Origin of the sequence: Streptomyces sp. AgN23 (assembly GCF_001598115.1) — a bacterium.
GTDB classification, from domain to species: Bacteria; Actinomycetota; Actinomycetes; order Streptomycetales; family Streptomycetaceae; genus Streptomyces; species Streptomyces antimycoticus.
On record NZ_CP007153.1, the window covers coordinates 8,601,394 to 8,613,041 of the forward strand.

General features: G+C 72.0%; 10 protein-coding genes and 1 pseudogene. 7 read left to right on the plus strand and 4 right to left on the minus strand.

Going from position 1 to position 11,648, the window contains the following annotated elements; translation table 11 throughout:
* Nucleotides 1-11: 11 nt before the first annotated feature.
* The 6 genes from ribH (at nt 12) to AS97_RS37390 (ending at nt 5,014) form a co-directional block, all read left to right on the plus strand.
* Nucleotides 12-497, plus strand: coding sequence for a 6,7-dimethyl-8-ribityllumazine synthase (gene ribH, locus AS97_RS37365; RefSeq protein WP_059145759.1), 486 nt, complete (start codon nt 12-14; stop codon nt 495-497).
* Nucleotides 498-521: 24 nt separating this feature from the next.
* A complete protein-coding gene (locus AS97_RS37370; protein WP_043235886.1) occupies nt 522-806 on the plus strand; it encodes a phosphoribosyl-ATP diphosphatase in 285 nt (94 codons plus the stop codon).
* A gap of 50 nt (nt 807-856) precedes the next feature.
* Nucleotides 857-1,705, plus strand: a complete 849-nt coding sequence (hisG, locus tag AS97_RS37375; RefSeq protein WP_059145760.1) for an ATP phosphoribosyltransferase — start codon at nt 857-859, stop codon at nt 1,703-1,705.
* A gap of 58 nt (nt 1,706-1,763) precedes the next feature.
* On the plus strand, nt 1,764-2,219 hold the full coding sequence (locus tag AS97_RS37380) for a PH domain-containing protein (RefSeq protein ID WP_059145761.1): 456 nt from the start codon (nt 1,764-1,766) through the stop codon (nt 2,217-2,219).
* Nucleotides 2,220-2,534: 315 nt separating this feature from the next.
* Nucleotides 2,535-3,908 carry a hemolysin family protein gene (locus AS97_RS37385; protein WP_059145762.1) on the plus strand — a complete coding sequence of 458 codons (1,374 nt, stop codon included), beginning with the start codon at nt 2,535-2,537 and terminating at the stop codon, nt 3,906-3,908.
* Nucleotides 3,905-5,014: a hemolysin family protein gene (locus AS97_RS37390; protein ID WP_059145763.1), complete on the plus strand. Its 1,110-nt coding sequence runs from the start codon at nt 3,905-3,907 to the stop codon at nt 5,012-5,014. Before AS97_RS37385 ends, AS97_RS37390 begins: the two co-directional genes overlap by 4 nt.
* Nucleotides 5,015-5,260: 246 nt before the next feature.
* On the opposite strand, the gene AS97_RS37395 is transcribed toward AS97_RS37390, so the two are convergent.
* A complete protein-coding gene (locus AS97_RS37395; protein ID WP_059145764.1) occupies nt 5,261-7,150 on the minus strand; it encodes an AAA family ATPase in 1,890 nt (629 codons plus the stop codon).
* A gap of 399 nt (nt 7,151-7,549) precedes the next feature.
* Nucleotides 7,550-8,179: a hypothetical protein gene (locus AS97_RS37400; protein WP_059145765.1), complete on the minus strand. Its 630-nt coding sequence runs from the start codon at nt 8,177-8,179 to the stop codon at nt 7,550-7,552.
* A 172-nt stretch (nt 8,180-8,351) separates the two neighbouring features.
* On the opposite strand from AS97_RS37400, the gene AS97_RS37405 reads away from it, so the two are divergent.
* Nucleotides 8,352-9,773 carry a peptidase C39 family protein gene (locus AS97_RS37405; RefSeq protein ID WP_210566435.1) on the plus strand — a complete coding sequence of 474 codons (1,422 nt, stop codon included), beginning with the start codon at nt 8,352-8,354 and terminating at the stop codon, nt 9,771-9,773.
* Between the two features lie 57 nt (nt 9,774-9,830).
* On the opposite strand, the pseudogene AS97_RS37410 reads toward AS97_RS37405, so the two are convergent.
* Together AS97_RS37410 and AS97_RS37415 are read right to left on the minus strand one after the other, a co-directional pair.
* Nucleotides 9,831-10,314: pseudogene (locus tag AS97_RS37410) on the minus strand (GDP-mannose 4,6-dehydratase).
* On the minus strand, nt 10,311-11,567 hold the full coding sequence (locus AS97_RS37415) for a helix-turn-helix domain-containing protein (protein ID WP_210566436.1): 1,257 nt from the start codon (nt 11,565-11,567) through the stop codon (nt 10,311-10,313). The pseudogene AS97_RS37410 and the gene AS97_RS37415 overlap by 4 nt, the downstream one beginning before the upstream one ends.
* Between the last annotated feature and the right edge of the window lie 81 nt (nt 11,568-11,648).

An 11,648-nucleotide genomic window follows, 5' to 3' on the forward strand; every position in this document is an offset into this window, starting at 1 on the left:
CGAGGAGAGACGTGAGCGGTAAGGGCGCCCCCGAACTGTCCGTGAAGAACTGCGGGGACCTGCGCGTCGCCGTCATCGCCGCACAGTGGCACGAGAAGGTGATGGACGGGCTGCTCGACGGCGCCCTGCGCGCCCTGGGAGAGCTGGGCATCGACGAGCCCACCGTGCTGCGGGTGCCGGGCAGCTTCGAGCTGCCGGTGGTCGCGAAGGTGCTCGCCGGCCGCGGCTATGACGCGATCGTGGCCCTGGGCGTCGTCATCCGCGGCGGCACCCCGCACTTCGACTATGTGTGCCAGGGCGTCACCCAGGGGCTGACCCAGGTCAGCGTGGACACCGGCGTGCCCATCGGCTTCGGCGTGCTGACCTGCGACACCGAGGAGCAGGCCCTGGACCGGGCCGGGATCGCGGGCTCCAGCGAGGACAAGGGCCATGAGGCGGTGACCGCGGCCGTCGCCACCGCCACCACCCTGCGCTCGGTCGCCGAACCCTGGCGCTGAGGGGTGTCGGACGGCCCAAGTAGGATGACGGACACCATGCCCAAGAAGACGTTCGAGGAGCTCTTCACCGAGCTCCAGCAGAAGGCCGCCACGGCCGACCCCGCCACCTCCCGCACCGCCGAACTGGTCCACTCCGGTGTGCACGCCATCGGCAAGAAGGTCGTGGAGGAGGCCGCCGAGGTGTGGATGGCCGCCGAGTACGAAAGCGACGAGGCGACCGCCGAGGAGATCTCTCAGCTCCTGTACCACCTTCAGGTGATGATGGTCGCCAAGGGGCTGACCCTCGACGACGTCTACGCCCACCTCTGACACCCCCCCCGCCCACACCCTCACCCTCGCAACCGAAGGAAAGAGCACTCATGCTGCGCATCGCCGTCCCCAACAAGGGTTCACTGTCCGAGCCTGCGTCGGCGATGCTCCATGAGGCGGGCTACCGGCAGCGCAAGGACCGCCGGGAGCTGGTCCTCGTCGACGCGGAGAACGAGGTGGAGTTCTTCTTCCTCCGCCCCCGCGACATCGCCGTCTACGTGGGCTCCGGCCGGCTCGACATCGGCATCACCGGCCGCGATCTGCTGCTGGACTCCGGCTCCCAGGCCGAGGAGATCATGCAGCTCGGCTTCGCCGGGTCCACCTTCCGCTACGCCACCCGTCCCGGCACGGCCACGGACGTCAGCGAGTTCGGCGGGATGACCGTGGCCACCTCCTTCGCCGGACTGGTCACCAAGCACCTCGCCGACCACGGCGTGGACGCCGCCGTGGTCCACCTCGACGGCGCCGTCGAGACCGCCATCCAGCTCGGTGTCGCCGAGATCATCGCGGATGTGGTCGAGACCGGCACCACCCTGCGCAACGCCGGGCTGGAGATCATCGGCGAGCCCATCCTGGAGTCCGAGGCGGTCGTCATCCGCCGCACCGGCGACCCCAGCGACGACCCCAAGGTCCAGCAGTTCCTCCGCCGGATGCAGGGCGTCCTGGTCGCCCGGCGGTACGTGATGATGGACTACGACATCCGGGTGGAGCAGGTGGAGCGTGCCGTCGCGCTCACCCCGGGCCTGGAGTCGCCCACCGTCTCCCCGCTGCACCACGAGGGCTGGGTCGCGGTCCGCTCGATGGTCCCCGCGAAGGACGCCCAGCGGATCATGGACGAGCTCTACGACCTGGGGGCCCGGGCCATCCTCACCACGGGCATCCACGCCTGCCGCCTCTGACGGCACGCCCCGCCCCGCCTTCCCTCCCGTTCCCTCCTCATCCGAGAGGCCGGCCCACGTGTCCGCCGCCACGCCCCCGCCCGCCCTGCCCGTCACCTTCCGGCCGACCAGGACCCGCGCCGTCCTGATGACCGTGGGCATCGCCGTCCTGGTCGTCCTCACGGTGGTCGCCCTGCTGCTGGAGCGGCTGGGGCCGGGGGAGAAGGCCAGCTTCATCATCACCGGACTGCTGTTCTTCGGGGTGCTGACGCTGCTCAGCCGCCCCAAGGTGATAGCCGAGGAGGGCGGTGTGACCGTCGTCAACCTCACCACCAAGCGGCGGCTGGAGTGGGCGGAGGTGCTCCGGGTCAATCTGCGCCCCGGCGACCCGTGGGTCTATCTGGACCTCGCGGACGGCACCAGCCTGCCCGCGATGGGGATCCAGCCGGGCATCGCCAAGGCGCGGGCCATCAGCGACGCGCGGGCCCTGCGCGCCCTCGCCGAGCAACACGGCACGGGTCGTGCCGTGGACTGAGCCGCCCGGCCGGTCCGCCCGGCCCCAGCAGTGCCGAGCTGCCCCTTTCCGCCCGTTTCCGCCCCTGTCGGGCGGTTCCCCCGGAACCTGTCGGCATAGTGATCGGCACTCCAACGGCGTGAGGGGCCTGCCCGTCACACCCCATCCTTGATTACCCTGTTGCCGGGGCCGAACGGTGCCCCGCCCCGCCTCTCCCTGTGCGCACGCACCCCGTGCGCCCTGGCGGGCTCCCCTGCGACCCGAGGAGTGACTCCCTCCGCAGATGGACGGATCGTCCTGTAGTACCTGCGCCGCCGCCGGCCACAAGGCGGCGGCATGAGCACCACCCTGTCCCTCCTGCTGCTCTCCGCGGCACTTGTCCTGATCCTCGCCAACGGCTTCTTCGTGGCCGCCGAGTTCGGCCTGGTCACCGTCGAGCGGCCGGACGCCGAGCGAGCCGCCGACGAGGGCGACAAGCGCGCCCGTACCGTCGTCGAGGCGCTGCGCGAGCTGTCCTTCCAGCTCTCCGGCACCCAGCTCGGCATCACCATCACCTCGCTGATCGTCGGCATGCTCGCCGAGCCCGCGCTCGGCCATCTGCTGACCGCGCCGCTGGAAGCGGTCGGACTGCCGCACGGCGCCGTCTCCGGTGTCGCCGTCGTCCTCGGCATGCTGCTGGCCTCCGCGGTCCAGATGGTCATCGGTGAGCTGGTGCCCAAGAACTGGGCGATCTCCCGGCCGCTGCAGGTCGCCCGCTTCGTCGCGGGCCCGCAGTACGCCTTCGCCCGCTTCTTCCGGCCCGTGATCGCCCTGCTCAACACCATGGCCAACCGGCTGGTGCGGGCGCTGGGCGTCGAGCCCACCGAGGAGCTGGCCTCCGCCCGCACCCCCGGTGAGCTGGTCTCGCTGGCCCGCCACTCGGCGCGGGCCGGCGCGATCGAGCAGGACACGGCGGATCTGTTCGTCCGCACGCTGTCCCTGGGCGAGCTGACCACCCAGCATGTGATGACCCCGCGGGTGCGGGTCAGCGCGCTGCACTCCTCGGCGACCGCCGTGGATGTGCTCAACCTCACCCGGGCCACCGGGCTGTCCCGCTTCCCCGTCTACCGCCACCGGCTGGACGAGGTCATCGGGATGGTGCACCTCAAGGACGCCCTCGCGGTCCCCGCGGAGGACCGGCTGCGGACCTCCGTCAGCCGGATCGCCCAGCCCCCGCTGCTGGTTCCCGAGACGCTGCCGGTCCAGCCGCTGCTGGAGCGGCTGCGCAGCGAACAGCCGATAGCCGTGGTCGTCGACGAATACGGCGGCACCGCCGGGGTGGTCACCCTGGAGGACATCGTCGAGGAGCTGGTCGGCGAGGTGCGCGACGAGCACGACGACGAGGCGTCGGAGACCCCGGACCTGGTGCAGGCCCTCACCGAGGACGGCCGCACCGCCTGGGACGCCGACGGCGGCTGCCGCGTCGACACCCTGCGCCGGATCGGCCTCCACGCGCCCGACGGGCCGTACGAGACCGTGGCCGGGCTGGTGGCCGATCTGCTGGCGCGGATCCCCGTCCCCGGCGACACCGCCGAGCTGCCCGGCTGGAAGCTGGCCGTCCGGCAGGTCGGCCACCACCGGGCGGAGCTGGTGCGCATCGTCCGTACGAAGCCGGGTACGCCGCTGAAGGTGACTGCCGGCGCCGTGGCCGGGGAGGGGACCGGACGATGAGTGTCGTACAGCTTCTCTTCGCCGCCCTGCTGGTCCTGGCCAACGGCTTCTTCGTGGGTGCCGAGTTCGCCCTGGTCTCGGTGCGCCGCAGCCAGATCGAACCGCGCGCGGCCGAGGGCTCCGGGCGCGCCCGTACGGTCCTGACCGGCCTGGAGAACCTGCCGCAGATGATGGCCGCCGCGCAGTTCGGCATCACCATCTGCTCGCTGACGCTCGGCGCGGTCGCCGAGCCGACCGTCGCCCAGCTGCTGGAGCCGGTCTTCCACACCGTCCATCTGCCCGAGCAGCTGGTGCACCCCCTCGGCTACGCCATCGCGCTCGCCGTGGTCGTCTGCCTCCATCTGCTCATCGGCGAGATGGTGCCGAAGAACCTGGCCATGGCGGCACCGGCCAAGACCGCGCTGTGGCTCGGTCCCGGGCTGGTCGGCTTCGCGCGGCTGTGCCGGCCGGTCACCGCGCTGCTGGGGGCGTGCGCCCGGCTGGTGCTGCGGCTGTTCCGGGTGGAGCCCAAGGACGAGGTCGAGGCCGTCTTCACCAGTGAGCAGCTGACCCATCTGGTCGAGGACTCCCGGCAGGCCGGGCTGCTCGACCCCGGTGAGCACGAGCGGCTCGCGGACGCCCTGGAGCTGGGCAGCCGCCCGATCACCGACGTCCTCCTGGACCCGGCGGGTCTGGTCACCGTCGATCCCTCGGTCACCCCCCGGGAGATCGAGGAGCTGACCGTGCGCACCGGCTACTCGCGCTTTCCGGTGCGCGGCCCCGGCGGCGCCTTCATGGGCTATCTGCATGTGAAGGACGTCCTGGAGCTGGAGTTCCCGGAGCGGGCCGTGCCGCAGCGGGTCTGGCATCCGATCGAGACGCTCCGGGCGGAGCTGCCGCTGGACGACGCCCTGACCGCGATGCGCCGGGCCGCCTCCCATCTGGCGGCGGTCGCCGATGGGTCCGGCACGGTGCTGGGGCTGGTGGCCCTGGAGGACGTCCTGGAGAAGCTGGTGGGCGAGGTCCATGACCCCGCGCACCGCGGTGGGGCCCGGGACCGGGTGGCCGAGCCCAGAGGCGAGGCGGCGGCCTCCCTCTCCAAGGAGGAGCGGGCGATGGCCGGCTGACCGCGGCCGTTGCGCCTGCGGCGGGCTTTCTCCTATCCGCCCCTTCCCGAACCATGGGACTCCGCCCCCTGGACCCTGGACGTCCTTCGGGCGTGTCCTCAATCGCCGGAGGGGCTGGAATCAGCCCCTCCGGCGATTGAGGAGCGGGGTCCGGGGCGGAGCCCCGGTTGTGGGAAGGGGCGGGCAGGGGGAAAGCCCGCCGCAGGCGCGGCTGCCCCAAGGCGGGGCCCGGGGTGCGCGGGCGCGCTACCCCAGGGGCGGGTCCTGGGGGTCGCGGTACATGGGACCGCGACCGGACAGGACCTCCCCGTACGCCTGCATCAGATCCGGCAGCCGCAACGTGGCCAGGTCATCGCGCGTCGGAGTGCCACTCCACCCGGAGAGCCGCAAATCCCGGTAGGCACAGCTCTTCTCGTACAGCGTGCGAAGGAACCGCCCGTTCCCCAGCTCGTCGATCCAGCCCTGGTCCACCACATGGCCGCTGATGCTGCGCAGCTCCTCCACGGCCTCCTCGTCCCACACATCCCCGTTCTCCGCCGCCAGCACCTCACCGATGCGGGTGAGCTCCAGCGGGCGGTAGCTGGGGAAGTCGACGCGGGTGGTGAAGCGGGAGCCGAGGCCGGGGTTGGCGGCCAGCAGCCGGTCCATGCCCTCGGGGTAGCCGGCGAGGATCACCACGAGCCGGTCGCGGTTGTCCTCGGCGCGCTTGAGCAGCACCTGAAGCGCCTCGTCGCCGTATGCGTCGCCCTTGCTGTAGCCCGAGTTGGACAGGGAGTACGCCTCGTCGACGAAGAGCACTCCGCCGAGCGCCGAGTCGATCAGCTCATTGGCCTTCACCGCCGTCTGGCCCAGGTACTCGCCGACCAGATCGGCGCGCCCGGCCTCCACCAGATGGTCGCCGCCGAGCAGCCCGAGGGCGTAGAAGACCCGGCCGAGGATGCGGGCCACAGTGGTCTTGCCGGTGCCGGAGGGGCCGGAGAAGACGAAGTGCCGCTTGGGCGGCTGGACCGGCAGGCCCTGCCCGGCACGCAGCCGCGCCATGTGGAGCTGCGCCGACAGCGCCCGCACCTGCCGCTTGACCGGCTCCAGGCCGACCATGCGCTCCAGCTCCTGCAGCGCGCTCTCCAGCAGCACCGGATCCGAGGGGCCGGGCTGGGACGGCAGACCGGCCCGCGCGCGGGTGCCGCCCGCGCCCACCACGGCCGGGCCCATCAGCGGCGGGCCCTCGGGCCCCTCGGCCGCGGCCCGCGGATCGCGGCCGTCGGCGGGCAGCGTATCGGCGGGGTCGGTGGTGGTGTCCCGGCCGTCCGTGGCGTCCTGGCCGCCGGCCCCGGCCAGTGAGACGGCGGCCAGATCCGCGGGCTCGTCCAGCCCGTCGGACTCGGCTATCGCCGCGAGCCGCGCCGAGGTGTCCATGAAGGTGGAGTCGATGCGGTGCACCGCGCGGTAGAGGGGGAGCGCGGCGGCGCTGCGCCCGGTGCCCTCATGCGCGCGGGCGAGCCAGTAGCGCAGCTCCTTGCGCTGGGGCTGTTCGCTGCGGCAGCGCATTAAGGCGGCGGAGAGCAGCGGTTCGGCCTGGCTGTACATCTCCAGCCGGACCCGCGCCATCCCGGCGAACAGACCCGCCTCGATACCGAGGAACGGATCGTCCAGCAGCGGCTCGGTGTGGCGCACCAGCTGCTCCCAGTCCTTGACCAGATAGGCGCGGCAGGCGTGCAGAAAGCGGGCCTGCGGATCGGCCTCCACCGGCGGGCAGCCGGCCAGCGCCCGGTCCAGCTCGGGCACATGGCGGCCGTCGAGCCAGTGCGAGGCGTGGGCCAGCAGCAGGTCCCGGCTGGTCTCCAGCACCGGCTGGACCCACCAGCCCAGCCAGTACCAGGAGTTGAGGGTGCGGCGGTGGCGGGCGCGCTGCTCGCCGAAGCGGTCGCGGTGCCGGTACATCCGCAGCAGCGCGGCCGCGGTGTCGGCCCGCAGCGCGTGCAGTCCGAGCCAGGCGTCGGCCATTCCGGGATCGAGCCGCGTGGCGGCCCGGAACTCCTCCTCGGCCTGTGCGTACGCGCCCATCGTGTAGGCGTCGACGGCCCGCAGCCAGGCGAGGTCGGCCGGGGCGTGCGAACCTTGCGTGCCGAAATCCATCACGTCCCCCACAACCCCAGCCCCCGTGGATGCCGCAGGGGCGAATGCCCCTTTCGCATCGTACCTGCGCAGTCCGCATGGGCCGAGGGTGCCGCACTGTTGTTCGTCGCAATCACACAAGGTCGGATAGGTGTGCGCGGGGGCGTGTAAGGGGCGCACAGGGCCTGGGGCGGATCGTCACCCAGAGTGAGGGAGTGGCGGCGCAAAGCAGTGGAAAACCGGCGCCAGACAGGACGAAGCCCCCGATCACGGGGGAACAATCGGGGGCTTCGCGTTGTGGGACGACTCGTACGAGTCGCACATTGAGAACGTAAGACCTGTATGGGCCCCAGGTCAAGCCGAGTTGGGGTACGCCTCATGCGCCGGGTGCGGGCGTCGGACCCGGTCGGAAGCACCGGTTCACGCTGTGTGAGGCCAGGGGGCGTTTCCGTCGTTCGCCGCAGGTCCCGGTAGCACCTCATACCCCTCCTCTCGCTGCAGAACCAGCGTTCCGGCGTACGGGCGGGAGGGGTCGGCGGCGAAATGCGCACGCTCGGCGGGCAGCCATCCGTCCCAGAATGCGGACAGCTCCGGACCGTCCCGCAGCTGTCCGCGCCGCCAGGAGTCCCGCTCCGGCAGATCCATCCACAACAGCCGCGCCAGCCGCGGGCGCACCGCGCGGCGGCCGCTGCCCACGCCCTCCAGCAGCACGACCGGCGCGGGATCCAGCCGCCGCCGGGTGGTGGCGAAGCGGCGCTCCACCCAGTCGTACGGGGCGTAGCGCGCGGCCGTACCCCGGGCCAGCGGGGCCAGGACCTCGCTCCGCAGCCGCCCGGCCCAGCCGAAGAGTTCCTCATGGGTGGCGAAGTCGTCGGTGTGCAGGACGGGGGCACCACCGAGCGCCTCGGCGAGCCGCCCGGCGAAGGTGGTCTTCCCGGAGCCGGCGTGACCGTCGACCGCGACCAGCCGGACCGGCCCGCAGGACGGCGGCAGCGCACGCAGGCGCCGCGCCAGCGCGTCCAGGCAGCCAACCGGTGGGTATGTTCGCATCGGGGACCACCATACGGCCCTTCCGGCTCGTTCACTCCATTGGTTCACACCAATATTGATGGAGCGGGTACCGGGGGAATCACTGGCCTGAGACCACTCGCAGCGGCCATAGTTGTGCGACTGTCGCGCACGCGCCGCCCACTGGGCTGGACGACGACTGGGGGAACCCCGCATGACCAGATCTGGATCCACGCCTCGCCGCTCCGTGCTCGCCGCCGCCCTCGGCGTCGCGGGCGCCGCCGCCGTCACCACGACAGCCGCGACCGCCGGGACGGCCCGTCCGGCCGCCGCCGCGACACCGAGCTCGGGGACCCCCGGGGCCGCCGCGGCCCCTGCGGGCTCGAAGGCCGCCCGGGTCGCGGAGTACCACGGCTGGAGCGGCCACGCCGACTGGCTGGCCGGTGCCGCCAAGGGCGTCCGCGCCGAGGGCGGCGCCCGCCCCGGCATCGTGATCTCCCGCCCGCTGGGCAGCGTGGACTACACCGATCCGCACACCGGCACCAAGGCCGCCTGGGAGTACGCCACCTGGACCTCCCCGGTGCGCACGCTCTCCGTGCCCGCGACCGAGGCCATCGTCTCCTGGAACGCCCGCACCCCCGCCGGTACCTGGATCCAGATCGAGCTCAAGGGCACCTACACGGACGGCTCCGCGACTCCCTGGTATGTGATGGGCCGCTGGGCCTCCGACGACGGCGCCTCCTCCATCCGGCGCACCTCGGTGGACGACCAGAGCGACGACAAGAGCTCGGTGTGGACCGACACCTTCTCCATCGACGACCCGGCGAGCGGGCTGCGGCTGGCGAAGTACCAGGTGCGGCTCACCCTCTACCGCAAGCCCGGCTCCAAGCTCACCCCCACGGTGTGGCGGGTCGGCGCGATGGGCTCGGACGTCCCCGACCGATTCGAGGTGCCCGCCTCCACGCCGAGCCTGCCCAAGGGGCGCGAACTGGGCGTACCGCGCTACTCGCAGGAGATCCACAAGGGCCAGTACCCGGAGTACGACAACGGCGGCGAGGCATGGTGCAGCCCCACCTCCTCGCAGATGATCATCGAGTACTGGGGCCGTAAGCCCTCCGCCGCGGACCTGTCCTGGGTCAACCCGGACTACGCCGATCCGCAGGTCTGCCACGCCGCCCGGGCCACCTTCGACTACCAGTACGACGGCTGCGGCAACTGGCCGTTCAACGCCGCCTACGCCGCCACCTACCGCGATCTGCAGGGCGTGGTCACCCGGCTCGGCTCGCTCACCGACGCCGAGAAGCTGATCGGCGCGGGCATTCCGGTGATCACCTCGCAGTCCTTCCTCAAGACCGAGCTGGACGGCGCGGGATACGGCACCTCGGGCCATCTGATGACCGTCATCGGCTTCACGGCGGACGGCGACGTCATCGCCAACGACCCGGCCTCGCCCAGCAACGACGCGGTCCGCCACATCTACAAGCGGCGCCAGTGGGAGAACATCTGGCTCCGCACGAAGCGGTACAACGCCGACGGCAAGGTGGTCTCGGGCACCGGAGGCGTCTGCTACCTCTACTTCCCGGCCAATCCCAGCTCCGCCCAGCGCCGGGTGCTGGGCGAACTCGGCATCCGCTGATCGGGTGCTCGCCGAAGGGGTCGCGTGCCGCCTGCCGCCGGGCGGCACGCGACCCGCTCACCGCATCAGGGCGGGTTTCTTCTTCAGCGGTTCCCACCAGGCGCGGTTGTCCCCGTACCACCGCACCGTCGCGGCCGGACCGTCCGCGAACGAGATCCGCACCCGCTGTTGGAGCAGCGGGTGACCACCACATCCAGGCCGTGGGTGCGGTGGTAGGACAGGGTCGGCAGATCCGAGCCGGCCTTGGAGGCGGCGTAGGGCGAGTTGGGGGCCGGCGGGCGGTCCTCGGGCCATGATCCATCGGTGATGGAGCCGTACGCCTCGTCCGTGGACACGTTCGGCGTCACGGATGTCGCCCTGGACGAAGCGGTAGCCGGGGTGGCCGGCCACGGGGGCGGGATTGGCGAGGTTCCCCGCGTGGGTGAGCTTGTCGAACACGGTCACCGAGGCGCCCCCGGAGACCGCCGGCTCCCCCCGCGAGCAGGGCCCGTACGAACTGGGAACCGATGAAGCCGGCGCCCCCGGTGACGAATATCCTCATGAGCGAAGCGTGTCGATGCGCTTCCAGACACGGACGGCCAGTTCATAGGCGGTCAGTTCGTCGCAGAGGGCCGCGGTCCGGCGCAGCAACGCCTGGGCCTCCTCGGTACGGCCCAAGTCGGCCAGCGCCTCGGCCTGGATGAGGTTGGCGCGGACCAGGTCGGGGCCGGTCAGCGGCGCGGAGCCCTCGATGAGCCGGGGGTAGACCTCGACGACCTGGGCGGCGGCGCCCACGGTCAGTTCGTAACGGGCGCGCAGCGCGACGATCCGGGTGGTCTCGTCGGGGGCGTTGACCATGGGGCCGACCTGCTCGGCGGCCTGCAGCCACGGCAGCGCCGCGCCGGGGTCGCCGTCGTCCAGCAGGACATTGCCGGCCGACCGCATGAACCGCAGCCAGTCGCGCACCGGAGTGTCGGGCGTGGTGAGCTGGGCGCGGGCCAGGTCCAGATGGTGGCGGGCGGCGGTGGCCATGCCGAGCTGGGAGTAGGCGATGCTGGAGACCCAGTGGGCCCGGCCGCGCACGGGCGGCCGGTGGCCCTCGGCGAGCGCGAGCATCTCCTTGAGCAGCAGCTCGACCTGGCCGAGGTCGTTGAGCTCGCAGAGCACCGAGATCAGGATGCCGAGCAGCCGGACATGCTCGAACGCGCCGGTGAGCTTGGCCGGGCCGATCTCGCCCAGCGCCGTATAGGCCGACTTGCGCGCGTCCGTCAGCCGCCCGGTGTCGCGCTGTGCGGTGGCCAGCTCGGTGAACAGGACGACGCGCAGATGCGGATCGGTCTTGGCCCACTCCTGATCGGCGAGGCGCTCCAGCAGCGTCAGCCGGTCGGGCTGCCGCCCGGCCGACCGCAGCTCCTCCTGCAGCGCCAGGCCGAGGTCGAGCTGGAGGGCGGTCGTGCCGCGCTCTGCCGCGGTGGTGTAGGCGGCCGCGAGCAGCTCGGCCGCGCGGGCGTGGTCGCCCAGCTCGGCGGCGCCGCGGGCGGCGGAGCGCGCGATGACCAGGTCGAGGCCGCCGGGCTCGGTGGAGGCGGCGGAAGACCTGTCACGGCCGGTCAGCTCCTCCAGCGGCATCTGGAGCACCTCGGAGAGGTGGAGCACGAGGTCGAGTGTGGGGGAGCGCTGACCGGACTCCAGGAGGGAGATATAGCTGGCGGTCACGATGTCGCCAGCGAGTCGGCGTTGGGAGAAGCCCAACTCCTCGCGTCGCCGCCGGACACGCTGACCGAACTCTGGCTGCTGACTGTGTTCGGCTCTCATGGCTGTGACTATTGTAGCCGGGAACTCGCCTCCTGACCATCCTGTGACCTGCGGATGATGGAGGCAGTTCGGCGTATTGAC